Genomic DNA, 17,912 nt, shown 5'->3' with positions numbered 1-17,912 from the left:
CTTCACAGCGGCGACTGTTATCAGGTCAACCTTGCCCAGCGTTTCCAGGCGGCGTACCGGGGAGACGAATGGCAGGCATTTACCCGCCTCAATGCCAGCAATAAGGCCCCGTTTAGCGCATTTTTACGCCTTGAACACGGCGCCATCCTCAGCCTTTCGCCTGAGCGTTTTATTCATCTGGCTGACGGTATTATTCAGACCCGCCCGATCAAGGGCACCCTGCCGCGCCTTGCCGATGCTAACGCCGACCGCCAGCAGGCGGAGACGCTGGCGGCCTCGCCGAAAGATCGCGCTGAAAACCTGATGATTGTCGATCTGATGCGCAATGATATTGGCCGCGTCGCCGAGCCGGGCAGCGTGCGCGTGCCGGAGCTGTTCGTTGTGGAGCCTTTCCCGGCGGTACATCATCTGGTCAGTACTATCACTGCACGCCTGCCGGCCTCGCGGACCGCCTGCGATCTGCTCCGCGCCGCGTTTCCGGGCGGCTCCATCACCGGCGCGCCGAAGGTCCGCGCGATGGAGATCATCGACGAACTGGAACCGCATCGCCGCAACGCCTGGTGCGGCAGCATCGGCTATGTGAGCCTGTGCGGAACCATGGATACCAGCATCACTATTCGCACCCTGACGGCCTGCGGCGGTAACCTGTACTGTTCCGCAGGCGGCGGCATTGTGGCCGACAGCCAGGCCGGAGCGGAATATCAGGAAACCTTTGATAAAGTGAATCGTATCCTGAAACAACTGGAGAACTCACGGTGAAGAAAGACAACCTGACGCTGGATGATTTTCTGTCGCGCTTTCAGCTTCTGCGGCCCCAGGTTAACCGCGCCGCGCTGAATCAACGTCAGGCGGCGGTACTGATCCCGGTCGTGCGTCGTGAACAGCCGGGTCTGTTGCTTACCCAGCGCTCACCGCATATGCGAAAACACGCCGGTCAGGTTGCGTTTCCGGGCGGCGCGGTGGACAGCACCGATGCTTCCCTGATTGCCGCCGCGCTGCGCGAAGCGCATGAGGAGGTGGCGATCCCCCCGGAGGCGGTCGAGGTAATTGGCGTGCTGCCGCCAGTGGACAGCGTAACCGGTTTTCAGGTCACGCCGGTCGTCGGCATTATTCCGCCCGATCTTCAGTATCACGCCAGCGTCGATGAAGTTTCAGCGGTGTTCGAAATGCCGCTTGAAGAGGCCCTTCGTCTGGGCCGCTATCATCCTCTGGATATTCACCGCCGCGGGCACGATCATCGGGTCTGGCTGTCGTGGTATCAGCATTATTTTGTCTGGGGCATGACGGCAGGCATCATTCGTGAGCTTGCGCTACAAATCGGCCTGAAGCCTTGACTATACTTTACATTCCACCCTTTTCTGGCAGGTTTGCGATCGGCGTCGCGCTATTAGCTAAACCATCGTTAACCATTAGTTTAATTCATGTGAATAGTTAAGCCGAGGTTAGTGTTCCCTCTTACACTATGCGCAGTTATAACATCGTTACTGGAACCCCAGTAACCCTGTCAGGAGTGTGAAAGTGATTAGTATATTCGACATGTTCAAAGTGGGGATTGGTCCATCTTCTTCCCACACTGTAGGGCCGATGAAGGCCGGTAAACAGTTCGTCGATGATCTGGTCGAAAAAGGATTACTGGAAAGCGTTACCCGTGTCGCCGTAGACGTTTACGGTTCACTGTCATTAACGGGTAAAGGCCACCACACCGATATCGCCATTATTATGGGTCTGGCGGGCAATATGCCGGACACAGTTGATATTGATGCCATTCCGGCATTTATCCGCGACGTGGAAACGCGCGGTCGTCTGCTGCTGGCTAACGGTCAGCACGAAGTGGACTTCCCGCAGGATGACGGGATGCGTTTTCGTAGCGACAACCTGCCGCTGCATGAAAACGGTATGACCATCCACGCCTGGAGCGGCGAAAAAGAGATCTACAGTAAAACCTACTACTCCATCGGCGGCGGCTTTATCGTTGACGAAGAACACTTTGGCAAAGAGAGCGCGGGCGATGTGAATGTGCCCTATCCGTTTAAATCTGCCACCGAGATGTTGGCCTATTGCAAAGAGACCGGTCTCTCCCTCTCCGGCATGGTGATGCAGAACGAACTGGCGCTGCACAGCAAGAAAGAGATCGAAGACTATTTTGCTAACGTGTGGCAAACCATGCGCGCCTGTATTGACCGCGGGATGAACACCGAGGGGGTTCTGCCTGGGCCACTGCGTGTGCCACGTCGTGCCTCTGCGCTTCGCCGTATGCTGGTCACCACCGACAAATTCTCCAATGATCCAATGAATGTGGTTGACTGGGTGAACATGTTTGCGCTGGCGGTTAACGAAGAGAACGCAGCGGGTGGTCGCGTGGTGACGGCGCCAACCAACGGCGCGTGCGGTATCGTTCCGGCGGTGCTGGCCTACTACGATCACTTTATTGAGCCCGTGACACCGGAGATCTATATCCGTTATTTCCTCGCGGCAGGCGCTATCGGCGCGCTGTACAAGATGAATGCCTCCATCTCCGGTGCCGAAGTAGGCTGTCAGGGTGAAGTGGGCGTGGCCTGCTCTATGGCGGCGGCCGGTCTGGCGGAACTGCTGGGCGCAAGCCCTGAGCAGGTGTGCGTGGCGGCGGAAATCGGCATGGAGCACAACCTCGGTCTGACCTGTGACCCGGTTGCCGGCCAGGTGCAGGTACCGTGCATTGAGCGTAACGCCATCGCCTCCGTCAAAGCGATCAACGCCTCGCGTATGGCGATGCGCCGTACCAGCGAGCCACGCGTGTCACTGGATAAGGTTATTGAAACCATGTACGAAACCGGCAAGGACATGAACGCGAAGTACCGTGAGACTTCGCGCGGCGGTCTGGCCATTAAGGTGCAGTGCGACTAAACCTTCCTTTTCGCCCATCTGCAACAGATGGGCGAATTTTCCCACCGCCTCTCGTCGCTTCACGTATTCCCCACTACACTGTCACTGTTGCGTCTGGCTTTTCCGGCCGGTGCTTATCAGGCGACCGTTCATGCAAACTGCACAAACGATCATTAAAGACTATCGCCGAAAACGCGTTATCGTCTGTGTTACGGTTGCGCTCGTTACGCTCGTCCTGACGCTGGGCATTCGCTTTATTTCACAGCGCAACATTAATCAGGATCGGATCCACGACTTTACTCACCATACCGTGCGTGCGCTTGATAAGGTGCTTCTTGCGTTAGAAACCCAGCGTGAAACTCTACGTTTTCTGGTTGATATGCCCTGCGCTGAAGCGAATCCGATTCTGCGAAAACAGGCGGCGATCCTCCAGACCGTGCGCTCCATCGCCCTCGTCAAAGACGGAATACTGTATTGCTCGAGCGTATTTGGCAGCCGAAATATGCCCGTCAGTGACATTGAGCCGATGCTTCCGTCCAGTGAACCCAGGCTGATCTTGTTGACCGATCGGTGGCTGTTAAAGGGTAGTCCGGTACTGATTCAGTGGTCACCCCTTGCGGGCGACGGCAGTGACGGGTTGATGGAGGTAGTGAATATCGATCTCATCACCAAAATGATTCTGGAGCCACAGCGGCCACAAATCACCGACGTGGTCCTGAGAGTAGGCGATAATTTTCTCCGCGACGGGCAGCAGGTGACGAATACGCCGACCTTCGATGAACACGCCTCCCTGCTGGAACAGTCTTCACAGCACTACCCTTTCAGCGTCACGGTCAGCGGCCCTGGGGCAGGCCAAATGGCATTGAAAAATCTGCCTACCCAGCTACCGCTGGCGTTGATGCTCAGTTTACTGATGGGCTATATCGCCTGGCTTGCCACGGCGCGACGCATAAGTTTCACCTGGGAAATTAATATGGGGATTGCTGCCCGGGAGTTTGAACTCTTCTGCCAGCCGCTGGTAAACGCCCGCACCCGGGAATGCGTTGGCGTCGAGATCCTCCTGCGCTGGAACAACCCGCGTCAGGGCTGGATTTCTCCCGATGTCTTTATCCCCCTGGCTGAAGAACATAGCCTGATTGTTCCGCTTACGCGCTACGTCATCAGCGAAACGGTGCGGCAGATAGGCTTTTTCCCGGCCTCACGGGATTTCCATATTGGCATCAACGTGGCCGCCAGCCATTTTCGCCGCGCTGCGCTGATCCGGGATCTTAACCGCATCTGGTTTAAGGCGAACCCTGTTCAAAAGTTGATTGTAGAGTTAACCGAACGCGATGCGTTGCTCGATGTGGATTACCGCATCGTGCGGGAGCTGCATCGCAAAGGGGTGAAGCTTGCGATTGATGATTTTGGTACGGGCAATAGTTCTCTTTCGTGGCTTGAAAAACTTCACCCGGACGTGCTGAAAATTGATAAATCCTTCACCACCGCGATCGGCACCGACGCCGTGAACTCAACGGTAACGGATATTATTATTGCGCTGGGCCAGCGGTTGAATATTGAACTGGTTGCAGAAGGGGTTGAAACCGAGGAGCAGTCACGCTATTTGCGCCGCCACAGCGTACATATTTTACAGGGGTACTTGTATGCGCGGCCGATGCCGCTGCGGGAGTTTCCGAAATGGCTGGCGGAAAGTAACCCTCCGCCAGCCCGTCACAACGGACACATCGTGCCTTTATTGCCGTTACGCTAGATAGCGTTACTCTTCTTCGTCGTGTACAGAGTGCTCTTTAACAATACGAACCATATCAACGCGATAGTCGTTGGCTTCAACGATGGTAATTTGCAGCGGCGGCAGCTCAAGCACATCACCGATACGCGGGATCTGCCCGTTAACGGCAATCACCAGCCCCGCTACCGTGGCGATGTCTTCATCGTCATTGACCACGTTTTCGACGCCCAGCGTGTGCGAGAGCGCGTGCAGGTCGGTGGTGCCTTTCACCAGCCAGCCGTCACCGTCGGCAACGATTTCTGGCGTTTCATCCGCATCAGGGAATTCACCGGCAATGGCTTCCAGCACGTCCAGCGGCGTTACCAGACCTTGTACCACACCAAATTCGTTGGTGACGATAACAAAGCTCCCGCGAGCACGACGCAACACGCCCAGCAGGTTAATCGGATCCAGCGTCTCCGGCACCACGATGGCAGGCGACGCGGCCGCTACGGCCTCGACGTTGACGCCCTCTTCCAGCGCCACGAGCATCTCTTTCGCGCGCACCACACCGATGATCTCATCCAGCTCGCCCCGACAGACCGGGAACAGGCTGTGCGGCGAGGAGAGCAGCTGCTGGCGAATTTCGTCGACGCTCAGGTTGGCGTCCACCCAGCTGATTTCACCGCGCGGCGTCATAATGCCGCGCAGGGAGCGGGAGGCCAGCGAAAGCACGCCGTTGATCATGTAGCGTTCTTCTTCCACAAACGCGCCTTCCGGCACCGGAACCGGGTTACGGTTCTCGTTATCCGCCTGCACGTTCACCTGACGACGCCCGCCCATCAGGCGCAGGATCGCATCGGCGGTACGCGCGCGCAGCGGCTGATTCGACTGCTGCTTAATGAAGTTACGGCGCGCAATCTGGTTAAACAGCTCGATCAGAATCGAGAAGCCAATCGCGGCGTACAGGTAGCCTTTCGGTATATGGAAACCAAAACCTTCTGCCACCAGGCTCAGACCAATCATCAACAGGAAACTCAGACACAGCACGACGACCGTCGGATGTTGGTTGACGAAACGCGTCAGCGGTTTCGACGCCAGCAGCATTACCGCCATCGCAATCACAACCGCCGCCATCATCACCGGCAGATGGTTCACCATGCCAACCGCTGTAATCACCGCATCCAGTGAGAAGACCGCATCAAGCACCACAATCTGCAGGACCACCACCCAGAAGCTGGCATACCCCTTACCGTGGCCATCATCATGCTGCCGGTTCTCCAGCCGTTCATGCAGCTCTGTTGTAGCTTTGAACAGCAGGAAAAGCCCCCCCACCAGCATGATTAAATCACGGCCGGAGAAGGTGAAATCCATGACGGTGAACAGAGGCTTAGTCAGCGTAACCATCCACGAGATCACGGACAGCAGGCCCAGTCGCATGATCAGCGCCAGCGAGAGGCCGATCAGACGGGCTTTATCACGCTGTTTCGGCGGCAGCTTATCCGCAAGGATGGCAATAAACACCAGGTTATCAATACCGAGAACGATCTCCAGCACGACCAGCGTAAGCAAGCCTACCCAGATTGACGGGTCCATTAAGAATTCCATGACACGCTCCTGCTAAAGGAATGACAAAACGGTGCCCCGCTAATTTCGGGCATTTCAAAGGGAATGGGGGTCGATGCGTGGCGAAGGTCGCCGGTGAATAAGGCGCGGGATGGCCTGGAAGATGACTGACGTCGGTGACGGTCCATATAGTGGGCTGTAGCCCTATACTCCTGAATAATTAAACGGACGCTAAACATATCAGAGACAATGGGTTTTTAGCAAAGATTTACGTTCCTTTGCAAACTTCTGTAACACACGTGGTTTATCTTACAGAAAAATCTGTAAGGCGTAGCTAAATTACGGATCTTCATCACATAAATTATTTTTTCACTATCTAAAATAATTCGCGGAAGTCTTGGTTTTTTAGAACTCTAACCCTTATCTGAATCGATTCGGTTCGCCAATACGATTCTCAGTACGCCTGCCTGGCAGACGTATAAATGATAATAATAGGAGGTAGCAAGTGACCATTGCTATTGTCATAGGCACACATGGTTGGGCTGCGGAGCAGTTACTCAAAACGGCAGAAATGCTGTTGGGCGAGCAGGAAAACGTCGGCTGGATCGATTTCGTTCCCGGTGAAAACGCCGAGACGCTGATTGAAAAGTACACTGCTCAGCTTGAGAAGCTGGATACCAGCAAAGGCGTGCTGTTTCTCGTGGATACATGGGGCGGCAGCCCGTTCAACGCTGCCAGCCGCATTGTCGTCGATAAAGAGCATTATGAAGTTGTCGCCGGGGTAAATATCCCAATGTTGGTGGAAACCTTCATGGCGCGTGACGACAACCCAGGCTTTGACGAGCTGGTGGCGCTGGCGGTGGAAACCGGTCGCGAAGGCGTGAAGGCGCTGAAAGCACAGCCGGTTGAAAAACCTGCCCCTGCCCCTGCTGCACCAAAAGCCGCGGCACCGGCGAAGCCAATGGGTCCGAACGATTACATGGTTATCGGCCTTGCGCGTATTGATGACCGTCTGATCCACGGCCAGGTGGCGACGCGCTGGACCAAAGAGACCAACGTACAACGCATCATCGTGGTCAGTGACGAAGTGGCCGCCGACACTGTCCGTAAAACCCTTCTTACCCAGGTTGCACCGCCGGGCGTCACCGCGCACGTCGTGGATGTCGCCAAAATGATCCGCGTTTACAACAACCCGAAATATGCGGGCGAACGCGTGATGCTTCTGTTCACCAACCCGACAGACGTTGAACGCATTGTTGAAGGCGGCGTGAAAATCACCTCCGTTAACATTGGCGGTATGGCTTTCCGTCAGGGCAAAACGCAGGTCAACAACGCGATTTCAGTGGATGCGAAAGATATCGAGGCCTTCAACAAGCTGAATGCACGCGGTATCGAGCTGGAAGCCCGTAAGGTTTCCACGGATCAGAAACTGAAAATGATGGATTTGATCGGCAAAGTGGGGAAATAAGCCCGGGCCGGTTTTTCATATAGAGCTTATGTAATAGGAGAAGTGCAATGGAGATTACTACTCTTCAGATTGTGCTGGTGTTCATCGTCGCGTGTATTGCGGGTATGGAGTCCGTACTTGATGAATTTCAGTTCCACCGCCCTCTGGTGGCCTGTACGTTGATTGGCGCCGTTCTCGGTGACATGAAAACCGGTATCATCATCGGTGGTACCCTGGAAATGATCGCCCTCGGCTGGATGAACATCGGTGCGGCAGTTGCGCCAGATGCCGCGCTGGCGTCCATTATTTCGACCGTTCTGGTTATCGCCGGTCATCAGAGTATCGGTGCCGGTATCGCGCTGGCCATTCCACTGGCCGCGGCAGGCCAGGTGCTGACCATCATTGTTCGTACCATCACCGTTGCCTTCCAGCACGCGGCGGATAAGGCGGCCGATAACGGCAACCTGACAGCGCTCTCCTGGATCCACGTCTCGTCCCTGTTCCTGCAGGCGATGCGTATCGCTATTCCGGCCGTTATCGTGGCGATTTCCGTTGGGACCAGTGAAGTTCAAAGTATGCTGAACGCCATACCAGAAGTGGTCACCGGCGGTCTGAATATCGCGGGCGGTATGATTGTGGTCGTAGGTTACGCGATGGTCATCAACATGATGCGCGCAGGCTATCTGATGCCGTTCTTCTACCTTGGCTTCGTTACCGCTGCATTCACCAACTTCAACCTGGTTGCGCTGGGTGTGATTGGTGCGGTGATGGCGATTCTTTATATCCAGCTCAGCCCGAAATACAACCGTGTCGCGGGTGCCCCTGCGCAGGCTGCTGGTAACAACGATCTCGATAACGAACTGGACTAACAGGTGAGCGAAATGGTTGATATGACAAAAACTACCACTGAGAAAAAACTCACTCCGGGTGATATTCGTGGCGTGTTCATCCGTTCTAACCTGTTTCAGGGTTCATGGAACTTCGAACGTATGCAGGCGCTCGGCTTCTGCTTCTCCATGGTGCCGGCAATCAAACGCCTGTATCCGGAAAACAACGAAGCACGCCGTCAGGCAATTAAGCGTCACCTGGAATTCTTCAACACTCACCCTTACGTAGCGGCGCCTGTTCTGGGCGTAACGCTGGCGATGGAAGAGCAGCGTGCAAACGGGGCTGAGATCGACGATGGTGCTATCAACGGTATTAAAGTCGGTCTGATGGGGCCGCTGGCAGGCGTGGGCGACCCGATCTTCTGGGGTACCGTGCGTCCGGTCTTTGCGGCACTGGGCGCCGGGATCGCCATGAGCGGCAGTCTGCTTGGTCCCCTGCTGTTCTTTATCCTGTTCAACGCGGTGCGTCTGCTGACCCGCTACTACGGCGTGGCGTATGGTTACCGTAAAGGGGTGGATATCGTTAAGGATATGGGCGGCGGCTTCCTGCAAAAACTGACTGAGGGGGCGTCAATCCTCGGCCTGTTTGTAATGGGGGCTTTGGTTAACAAGTGGACGCACGTGAACATCCCGCTGGTGGTATCGACGATCACCGGTCAGGATGGTCAGACGCGCGTCACCACCGTGCAGACCATTCTGGACCAGCTGATGCCTGGCCTGGTACCGCTGCTGTTAACCTTCGCCTGTATGTGGCTGCTGCGTAAGAAAGTGAACCCGCTGTGGATCATCGTTGGCTTCTTCGTCATCGGTATCGCGGGCTACGCCGTCGGCCTGCTGGGTCTGTAATAAAATGCGTTACCGACCGGGGGCTTGCCCCCGGTCTTTTTATCTGGAGGATGAATGACTGTCACGGACACCGTACTGGTTTTATTTATTGTTGCCCTTCTGGCTTACGCGATCTATGACGAGTTCATTATGCCTCGCCGCCACGGCGAGACGCTGCTGACCCTTCCCCTCTTACGCCGTGGGCGCATTGATGCGTTTATCTTCGCCGGTCTGGTAGTCATTCTGATTTACAATAATGTGACCAGCCACGGCGCAATATTAACCACATGGTTATTATGTGCGCTGGCATTAATGGCGATTTACCTGTTCTGGATCCGCTCGCCAAAACTCATTTTTAAAAAACACGGATTCTTCTTCGCCAATGTCTGGATAGAATATAACCGCATTAAAGAGATGAATTTATCCGAAGACGGAGTTCTGGTGATGCAATTAGAACAACGCCGCCTGCTCATTCGCGTCAAAAATATTGACGACCTGGAAAGAATCTACAAATTACTCCTTAAAATTCAATGAATTAATTTTATAGCATCGGCTATGTATTGTATTATTCTCAAACCAGCAATATAGCCGATGCTATATCTCCCCTGCGAATTAACTTATATTTATTAACGATACATTTACGCATAAACCTAAATGAAAATCGTTATCAATATAGTGGCTATATAAAGCCATCTTCGTTGTTGTTTTATATTCTCAAAATATGTTAAGGTTGCGCCCGTCGTTGGGGAGTAGCCGATTTCCTGCCTGCAGGAAATGTACGTGTCAACATACTCGTTGCAAAACGTGGCGCGTACGGATCGTTTTCAGCACACTTACTGTGCCAAAAGCGATCAGGCGAGACCATAGATACATCAACTGCTGTTTACTGGGGGCAGTGATGTGTCATATGGATATCCCCGGTCTGGACGCACTTATGAATATCTCCGCTACGATCCTTCTGGCTTTTGGCATGTCCATGGACGCATTTGCCGCCTCTATCGGTAAAGGTGCCACCCTCCATAAACCTAAATTTTCCGAAGCCCTGCGCACCGGTCTCATCTTTGGCGCAATCGAAACGCTGACGCCGCTTATTGGCTGGGGTCTGGGGATGCTCGCCAGCCAGTTTGTGCTGGAGTGGAACCACTGGATCGCCTTCGTGCTGCTGGTGTTCCTCGGCGGACGCATGGTAATTGAAGGTTTTCGTGGCAACAGCGATGAAGATGATGCGCCGCTGCAACGCCACGGCTTCTGGCTTCTGGTGACAACCGCTATCGCAACCAGCCTGGACGCAATGGCCGTCGGTGTCGGTCTGGCGTTTTTGCAGGTCAATATTATCGCCACCGCGCTGGCGATTGGCTGCGCCACGCTGATTATGTCAACGCTGGGGATGATGGTGGGGCGGTTCATTGGCCCGCTGTTAGGCAAACGCGCCGAAATTCTGGGCGGTATCGTGTTGATCGGGATTGGTGCCCAAATACTCTGGGCACACTTCGCGGGTTAATCTTCGCGCTGCCAGCAATGGATGCTGAAATCCGTCTGGCAGCGAAATTCTGTCTGTGCTGCCAGCGTTTCCCACACCTCTGGTTTTGCCCGCCACGCAAACGGCGTCATTTGCAGTAACGCCACCGCTTCACTTCCCTGCAACGTCATCTCATACGCCACTGACTGTGCCTGCTTTAACGCGAAGCCCGCCAGCTGTTCAGAGTGCGGCGCATGCAGGTGAACTTCATCATAGATCAGCCCTTTTAGCTCCAGCAGATGACGCGGTCCCGGCGTAACGGTGATAACCCACCCGCCGGGCTTAACGACGCGCGCCAGCTCCTCTGCCTTGCACGGGGCATAGATACGCACCACGGCGTCCATACTCGCTTCCTCAAACGGCAGGCGGTGGCTGGAGGCCACGCAGAACGTTACCGCTGAGTAGCGTTTTGCTGCTGCACGGATAGCCACTTTCGACACGTCCAGCCCGTAAGTTTCGGCGCCCTTCCCAGCCGCGACGTCAGCAAACGTGGCGGTGTAGTAGCCCTCGCCGCAGCCGATATCCAGCATGGCGGATGCGCCTTCTGTCAGATATTGACGGAGTAAGTCGACAACGGTATCCCTGAGCGGTTGATAGTGTCCGGCGTCAAGAAACGCCCGGCGCGCCTGCATCATCTCCGCGCTGTCACCCGGATCCCGGGAGCGCTTGTGCTGTACCGGCAGAAGATTGACATAGCCCTCTTTAGCCCGGTCAAACTGATGTCCCAGTGGACAGATAAACGTTTTCTCCGCGCGCGTCAGCGGCGCGTGGCAAAGGGGACAACTGAAAGACATGACAGCTCCAGGGCGAAAACCAAAAGGCGAAGTGTACCGCTATTCGCCAGGGTTATAAACGGCTGGGTGACGCATCACGATCAGATGGTCAGAATCTGCCGGCAGCCCGTCTGGCTTCACGTTTTCCAGGCGCAAGACGTTACCCATAATTTCGCTGAACACGGGCGCGGAAACGGCCCCGCCGTAGTAGGCTCCGTTTTTCGGATCGTTGATCACCACCACCAGTGCAAAACGGGGATCGCTGGCGGGCGCAACGCCTGCTGTGTAGGCGACGTATTTATCCACATACTTACCGTGTTCATCGATTTTTTTGGCCGTCCCGGTTTTAATCGCCACACGATAGTTACGCACCGCCGCTTTGATCCCGCCACCGCCGGGTAACGCGACGCTCTCCATCATGTGTTCCACCTCGTGAACAATCTCCCCGGGCATCACCCGTTTGCCAATCACGGGGGGATCGATACGGGTGATGGACAGAGGCCGTTCAATGCCATAGCTACCGATGGTGGCATACACATGCGCCAGCTGGAGGGGGGTAACCATCAGGCCATACCCAAAGGCAAAGGTCGCCCTGTCTAACTGACTCCAGAATTTTCGCTGCGGCAGTAAACCTGAGCTTTCTCCCGTTAAGCCAAGCCCGGTACTCTCGCCAAAACCAAAGTTTTTATAGGTATCAAGTAACCGTTGCACGGGCATCGCGAGAGAAAGACGGGATACGCCCGTGTCGCTGGATTTTTGCAGGATCCCGGTCATGGTCAGCTCGGGGTAGTAGCCCACATCGCGAATACGATGGCCATCAATGGTGTAGGGATGCGTGTCTATCACGCTGTCAGGCTGCACCAGCCCCTGCTGTAGCGCCGTCATCAGCACCAGAGGCTTAATGGTCGAACCCGGTTCAAAGGTGTCGCTGATAGCGCGATTACGAAAGTCATCCAGCGTTGCCCCTTCCCGATTGTTGGGGTTGAAGTCAGGGAAGCTCGCCATCGCCAGAATTTCGCCCGTCTGGATATTAATCAGCACCGACGCGCCTGACTCGGCTTTATTCCACGCCACGGCATTATCCAGCGCGTCTTCGGTGATAGTTTGCAGGCGTTCATCGATACTAAGCTGGATATTATGTGCCGGTACGGGCGCCACCTCCGTGAGATTCTCAACCACATGCCCGTAGCGATCTTTCCTGACCAGCCGCACGCCTGCCTTCCCGGTGAGCTGCGTGTTAAAGCTTTTCTCGACGCCCTCAATACCCTGACCATCAATATTAGTGAAGCCAATCAGGTTTGCCGCCACGTGTCCGGCAGGATAAAAGCGGCGGGACTCATCGCGTAGGTTGATACCGGGAAGACGCAGCTTATCAATCCACTTTGCCTGGGAGGGATCAACCTGACGAGCTAGATAAATGAATCGCCCGTGCGGATTGCTGTTTATTCGCGATGCGAGCGTGCTCAGAGAAAGGTGTAAAGCATTTGCCAGGGCCTGCCAGCGCGAATCAAAGCCGATCCCCCCTTTATCAAGCACAGTTTTGGGATCGGCCCAGACGGCCTGGACAGGTACGCTTACCGCAAGGGGACGCCCTTCACGGTCAACAATCATCCCACGCGGGGCGTCTATCGCCACTTCGCGCAGGGAACGCATATCCTCCTGCTTCACCAGATTATCCGGTTTGATAATTTGTAGCCATGCCACGCGGCCTAACAGAAAAGCAAGGCTACAAAAGATGGCGAGACACAGAAGTGCAAAACGTGCCGGTGTAAAGTTTCCGTTGGCCGTTATTGTCTTTTTTTTCACTTTAACCCCAGGGCTGTTAATCAACGTCCTGATTTAACGGGAAAAAGGGATAATAAGGCGGGAAAACAATGCTAATAATCTCGCGGGTTTGCAACAAGATAATAACAGAGGAGGAATACGTAACATTTTGAAAAATAAGTGAATAAAAAAGCCCCGCATCGGCGAGGCTTATGTCTGAGATCGAAGCGCTAAGCGCTTCAGTCAGCAGTGATTCGATCAGATAGCAGTTACGTTAACCGCAGCTGGGCCTTTCTGGCCGTCCTGAATTTCGAACTCAACGTTCTGGCCTTCAGCCAGAGTTTTGAAGCCGTTACCCTGGATTGCAGAGAAGTGTACGAACACGTCTTTGCTGCCGTCAGCAGGAGTAATGAAACCAAAACCTTTAGACTCGTTGAACCACTTAACTTGACCTTTAATCTTTGCCATTTGCAAAATTCCTTAGAGTGTTTTCTTAGCCCGCAGGCTTTAACATAGATAAAACTGAGACATTACTGCTTGAGGCACTAATATAAGGTTCGGCAGAGAAGCGGTATTCAACGACAACGTGTTTACTCAGGACTTCTTTACTGAAAATGCCACACATAAACAGAACTGTACCTCGTTTGACCCAAAACGTGTTATCACACACAACGTTTAATATGGCAAGCCATTTTTAAACGTGTCTCGATCCGCCGCACAAATTCAGGCGTTACTCCATAACAATCTGCACAGTTATGCGAATTGTCAAATGAAGCGCCACCTGACCTCACCGCCCACAGGGTGCGCTGGCGCGCCCTGTAATCAAAGACTTTTTAAACATAGCTCAATCATTTCAAAGCGTCCATCCCAATCCCTGATTTTCTTTAGAGGAATGACTGAGTTAGAACATTTTGTGAAAAGTTATGCTGAAAACATCGCAATGCACCAGAGGGTGACAGTGAATAAACGATGTTAAATACATTTTGCTAACTGTATTAAAATCCAACATTTAATAAGCGTTATTCTGCACCAAAATAATGAAATTTTTATGACTCTGCCTCAAAACAAGGCAAGCAAAACGTTTCGATAAAAATAAAACACTTCAGGAAAGTTAAAGCTCACAATTTATTCAACGAAACGGTATGACTTGTTTAAGGATAAATATTCGCCAGTTTTCAGTATACTGAAACAGTAGTTAACTGCTGCTTAATTATATGTTGGGATGTTATGGGTTACATTTGATAAGGGAGGAAATTTACGCCGTACGTCAGGCCACCTCCCCGTTCCGGGCAGACTATCGTTCGGCCACCAGGCGAATGAACTCTTCCTCGTCTTGTTTTTGAGCATCAGCTTCCTTCGGCACCGCTTTCTCCTCCGGCTCGTTGGCTTCGCACAGACGACGCAGCAACGCAGTCTGCCGTTTCTGCTGATCGAGCAATGCTTCCAGCAGCTCAATCTGCTCGTTTGTGCGGGAGCTGGCGCGATTAACGAAGAACCACAGCACCAGTCCAACAACCAGCACCACTAAAGACATTACCAGGGATGCAATGCTCAGCAGCCCCGAATTCATTAACTCACCCATTTCACCACCTCAGTAAAAACAGTCATTTTACCACTGCAGCCACGTAAGGACATCGCTCAGTGCAAAAATAGCCACTACCAGGGGATAAACTTATTGATTGAACAAATGCCGCTAAAGAACTGTACATCCTGATCGCACATCACATTGATAGTCTGCGTCCACAGCACCACGCATGCTATCAGCACTATAATCAGAATTACCCAGCGTATTTTTTTCACTCTACACTCCGTCTTATGACCTGATGTAGCCAGGTTATCACGGCTATCTTAAACAGGGGCTAACTGTACCTTCAACAGACGCTTTTCGGAATCGTGCACTTGTTTCACTGCGTAAACCCGTTACGCTTACTCCATGACAACAAAGAAAAAAGAGGCATCGATGCGTTTACTCGTTCGTACGATAATTGTACTGGCACTTGTGTGGATCGGCCTGCTGTTAAGTGGGTATGGCGTATTAATGGGAAGCAAAGAGAATGCCGCGGGTTTGGGTATTCAGTGTAAATATCTCACCGCCCAGGGGGTAAGCACGGCTCAGTACATCCATTCCGACAGCGGGATCATCGGGTTAACCAACTGTCCTGTGCTGCGTAAATCATCTGTTGTGGTGGATAACGGCTAATCAGAGCTAAATTTCGCTTACAAAAACGCCGCAAGAGTGCGGCGTTTTTATTGGAGGCATTGATCAGAACGGGTATTCGTTATAGCCCATTTGCTCTGAAATTTTGCGCGCTGCGGTATGCAGAATTGCCACATACTCATGAAGACGCTCTTCGGAGAAACGCAGCGTTGGGAAAGAGATGCTCAGTCCCGCAATGACAACGCCGAAGCGGTCAAACACCGGCACACCGATGCAGCGCAACCCTTCTTCCTGCTCTTCGTTATCTTCCCCATAACCCTGCTCACGCACTTTATCCAGCACGCTCAGTAGTTCATCCGTACTGGTAATCGTGCGATCGGTGCTGCGTTTGTATTCCACACCGTCAAGGATTTGCTTAACCTCTTCACGATCGCGCCAGGCCAGCAGGACTTTACCAATTGCGGTACTGTACAGCGGGTTACGACGACCGATGCGTGAATACATGCGCAGGTTGTACATGGAGTCAATTTTGTGGATGTAAACGATGCTGTCTTCATCCAGTGCGCCGAGGTGAATGGTCTCTTTCGTCAACCGCGAAAGTTCACGCATCTGAATGTCAGCGCTGCGGATCAGATCCACGTTCTGCAAGGCGCGGGCGCCCAATTCAAACAATTTCAGGGTCAGAGAATATTTTTCTGATTCTCCTTCCTGCGCGACATAACCCAATGATTTCATCGTCTGCAAAAAGCGATAAACGGTGCTTTTCGACATCATCACACGCTGCGACAACTCTGTAATACCAATTTCACGCTCTTCTCCGAGCGCCTGCAAGATGCCAAACACCTTCAGCACGGAAGAAACAGAATCTGGCTGCTTATCCAAATCTGCGATTGCCATTTATCACCTCATGGAGAGTGTTTTATAAAAATCAGAACCGGTTTTTATTATAAATTCGTGTGATGCGCGCTGCAATCTATCTGGGTTTACTTCGTTACAAATCTGCGACATAAAACCGAAATAACGATGCTAAAATAGTTACTCTGAAAATAATTTCACACTGAGTCATTCTTTTCCCATGCAAAAAAACGTTTCTGATGGCCTGCCCTTACCCCTGCGGTACGGGGCAATTGCCACTATTGTCATCGGCATTTCGATGGCTGTCCTTGACGGTGCGATTGCCAATGTGGCTCTTCCTACCATTGCCAAAGACCTTAATGCTTCTCCGGCAAGCTCCATCTGGATTGTGAACGCGTACCAGATAGCGATTGTGATTTCCCTTTTGTCACTCTCTTTCCTGGGCGATATGTTTGGTTATCGCCGGGTTTATCAGTGCGGGCTGGTGGTCTTTACTCTCACCTCGCTCTTCTGTGCCCTTTCCGATTCACTGCACACCCTTACGCTTGCGCGTATCGCACAGGGTTTTGGAGGTGCGGCGCTAATGAGCGTGAACACGGCCCTGATACGGCTTATCTATCCTCATCGCCATCTGGGGCGCGGCATGGGCATTAACTCCTTTATTGTGGCCGTGTCGTCCGCCGCCGGGCCGACGATTGCCGCCGCCATTCTGTCCGTTGCCTCGTGGCAGTGGCTGTTTGCCATTAACGTGCCGCTGGGCATTGTGGCGATCTTCTTCGCCTTGCGCTATCTTCCGGAAAATGGTCCGAAAAACACCATGCCACGTTTTGACCTGCCCAGCGCTGTGATGAACGCGCTGACCTTTGGCCTGCTGATTACTGCGCTGAGCGGATTTGCGCAGGGACAGTCTTTGTCGCTCATTGCCGCAGAAATCGTTGCCCTGCTTATCATCGGCTTTTTCTTTGTACGACGCCAGCTGGCGCTGCCCGTGCCGTTACTGCCGGTCGATTTGCTGCGTATTCCGCTGTTTTCGCTATCAATTTGTACCTCCATTTGCTCGTTCTGCGCCCAGATGCTGGCGCTGGTTGCGCTGCCATTCTTTTTGCAGAGCGTGCTTGGCCGTTCGGAAGTGGAAACAGGCTTGCTGCTCACGCCCTGGCCTTTGGCAACCATGGTGATGGCCCCGCTGGCCGGGTACCTTATTGAGCGCGTTCATGCCGGACTGCTGGGGGCTATCGGGCTGATCGTCATGGCAGCAGGACTGTTTGCGCTGTCGCTCCTGCCCTCCTCGCCGGGGGATCTGGATATTATCTGGCGCATGATCCTGTGCGGGGCAGGTTTTGGTCTGTTCCAGTCACCTAACAACCACACAATTATCACCTCTGCCCCACGTCATCGCAGCGGTGGTGCCAGCGGGATGCTGGGTACGGCAAGACTGTTAGGGCAGAGCACCGGGGCCGCAATGGTGGCGTTGATGTTTAACCTTGCCGGGCAAAATGCGACACACGTTGCGCTGATTACCGCAGGGACACTGGCGACCCTCGCGGC

18 protein-coding genes and 1 pseudogene are annotated in these 17,912 nt (G+C 53.5%); 11 read left to right on the top strand and 8 right to left on the bottom strand.

What is annotated here, in order from left to right; all coding sequences use genetic code 11:
• The 4 genes from pabB to HP459_RS12490 all read left to right on the top strand — a co-directional run.
• A partial coding sequence (pabB, locus tag HP459_RS12505) for an aminodeoxychorismate synthase component I (protein WP_171936273.1) occupies positions 1-759 on the top strand: 759 nt, incomplete at its 5' end.
• Positions 756-1,334 (top strand): CoA pyrophosphatase, encoded by a 579-nt coding sequence (locus tag HP459_RS12500; RefSeq protein WP_022648443.1) that lies wholly within the window; start codon positions 756-758, stop codon positions 1,332-1,334. The genes pabB and HP459_RS12500, both read left to right, overlap by 4 nt.
• Positions 1,335-1,518: 184 nt before the next feature.
• Positions 1,519-2,883 (top strand): L-serine ammonia-lyase, encoded by a 1,365-nt coding sequence (sdaA, locus tag HP459_RS12495; RefSeq protein ID WP_022648444.1) that lies wholly within the window; start codon positions 1,519-1,521, stop codon positions 2,881-2,883.
• Positions 2,884-3,013: 130 nt separating this feature from the next.
• Complete coding sequence (locus tag HP459_RS12490) at positions 3,014-4,612, top strand: EAL domain-containing protein (protein WP_023300353.1); 1,599 nt, start codon at positions 3,014-3,016, stop codon at positions 4,610-4,612.
• Between the two features lie 6 nt (positions 4,613-4,618).
• On the opposite strand, the gene yoaE is transcribed toward HP459_RS12490, so the two are convergent.
• Positions 4,619-6,178: a CNNM family cation transport protein YoaE gene (gene yoaE, locus HP459_RS12485; RefSeq protein ID WP_023300354.1), complete on the bottom strand. Its 1,560-nt coding sequence runs from the start codon at positions 6,176-6,178 to the stop codon at positions 4,619-4,621.
• Between the two features lie 463 nt (positions 6,179-6,641).
• Between yoaE and manX the strand changes: the two genes are divergently transcribed.
• The 5 genes from manX to mntP all read left to right on the top strand — a co-directional run bounded on the left by manX (position 6,642) and on the right by mntP (position 10,796).
• Positions 6,642-7,604, top strand: coding sequence for a PTS mannose transporter subunit IIAB (manX, locus tag HP459_RS12480; RefSeq protein WP_022651434.1), 963 nt, complete (start codon positions 6,642-6,644; stop codon positions 7,602-7,604).
• A 47-nt stretch (positions 7,605-7,651) separates the two neighbouring features.
• Positions 7,652-8,452, top strand: a complete 801-nt coding sequence (gene manY / locus HP459_RS12475) for a PTS mannose transporter subunit IIC (RefSeq protein ID WP_022648448.1) — start codon at positions 7,652-7,654, stop codon at positions 8,450-8,452.
• Between the two features lie 12 nt (positions 8,453-8,464).
• Positions 8,465-9,316: a PTS mannose transporter subunit IID gene (locus tag HP459_RS12470; RefSeq protein WP_006810994.1), complete on the top strand. Its 852-nt coding sequence runs from the start codon at positions 8,465-8,467 to the stop codon at positions 9,314-9,316.
• Positions 9,317-9,370: 54 nt separating this feature from the next.
• Entirely contained in the window at positions 9,371-9,829 is a 459-nt protein-coding gene (locus tag HP459_RS12465; protein ID WP_171936272.1) for a DUF986 family protein, read from the top strand.
• A 400-nt stretch (positions 9,830-10,229) separates the two neighbouring features.
• Entirely contained in the window at positions 10,230-10,796 is a 567-nt protein-coding gene (mntP, locus tag HP459_RS12460; protein WP_032622454.1) for a manganese efflux pump MntP, read from the top strand.
• Here the strand turns inward: mntP and rlmA are convergent.
• The 6 genes and pseudogenes from rlmA to mgrB all read right to left on the bottom strand — a co-directional run bounded on the left by rlmA (position 10,793) and on the right by mgrB (position 15,151).
• Positions 10,793-11,608 (bottom strand): 23S rRNA (guanine(745)-N(1))-methyltransferase, encoded by an 816-nt coding sequence (rlmA, locus tag HP459_RS12455; RefSeq protein ID WP_063162947.1) that lies wholly within the window; start codon positions 11,606-11,608, stop codon positions 10,793-10,795. The two genes, mntP and rlmA, sit on opposite strands and share 4 nt — an antisense overlap.
• A gap of 39 nt (positions 11,609-11,647) precedes the next feature.
• Positions 11,648-13,393: a peptidoglycan glycosyltransferase FtsI gene (gene ftsI, locus HP459_RS12450; RefSeq protein WP_171936271.1), complete on the bottom strand. Its 1,746-nt coding sequence runs from the start codon at positions 13,391-13,393 to the stop codon at positions 11,648-11,650.
• A 216-nt stretch (positions 13,394-13,609) separates the two neighbouring features.
• Positions 13,610-13,819, bottom strand: coding sequence for a transcription antiterminator/RNA stability regulator CspE (gene cspE / locus HP459_RS12445; protein ID WP_001062678.1), 210 nt, complete (start codon positions 13,817-13,819; stop codon positions 13,610-13,612).
• Positions 13,820-13,831: 12 nt separating this feature from the next.
• Positions 13,832-13,976 (bottom strand): annotated as a pseudogene (locus HP459_RS12440) (DUF2627 domain-containing protein).
• A 669-nt stretch (positions 13,977-14,645) separates the two neighbouring features.
• The gene (locus HP459_RS12435) at positions 14,646-14,933 is read right to left on the bottom strand and encodes a YebO family protein (RefSeq protein WP_023300358.1); all 288 of its coding nucleotides are present in this window, start codon (positions 14,931-14,933) and stop codon (positions 14,646-14,648) included.
• Between the two features lie 74 nt (positions 14,934-15,007).
• A complete protein-coding gene (mgrB, locus tag HP459_RS12430; RefSeq protein WP_003859906.1) occupies positions 15,008-15,151 on the bottom strand; it encodes a PhoP/PhoQ regulator MgrB in 144 nt (47 codons plus the stop codon).
• Positions 15,152-15,311: 160 nt separating this feature from the next.
• Between mgrB and HP459_RS12425 the strand changes: the two genes are divergently transcribed.
• Complete coding sequence (locus HP459_RS12425; RefSeq protein ID WP_022648454.1) at positions 15,312-15,551, top strand: YobH family protein; 240 nt, start codon at positions 15,312-15,314, stop codon at positions 15,549-15,551.
• 63 nt (positions 15,552-15,614) lie between these two features.
• Here the strand turns inward: HP459_RS12425 and kdgR are convergent, their stop codons facing one another.
• On the bottom strand, positions 15,615-16,406 hold the full coding sequence (gene kdgR, locus HP459_RS12420; protein WP_022648455.1) for a DNA-binding transcriptional regulator KdgR: 792 nt from the start codon (positions 16,404-16,406) through the stop codon (positions 15,615-15,617).
• A 178-nt stretch (positions 16,407-16,584) separates the two neighbouring features.
• On the opposite strand from kdgR, the gene HP459_RS12415 reads away from it, so the two are divergent.
• The coding region (locus HP459_RS12415; RefSeq protein WP_171936270.1) for an MFS transporter at positions 16,585-17,912 on the top strand (1,328 nt) is incomplete at its 3' end.

The organism is Enterobacter sp. CM29, assembly GCF_013179605.1.
GTDB classification, from domain to species: domain Bacteria; phylum Pseudomonadota; class Gammaproteobacteria; order Enterobacterales; family Enterobacteriaceae; genus Enterobacter; species Enterobacter intestinihominis.
The sequence above is the reverse complement of the archived record's forward strand: the minus strand, read 5'-3'. Positions and strand labels throughout refer to the sequence as shown.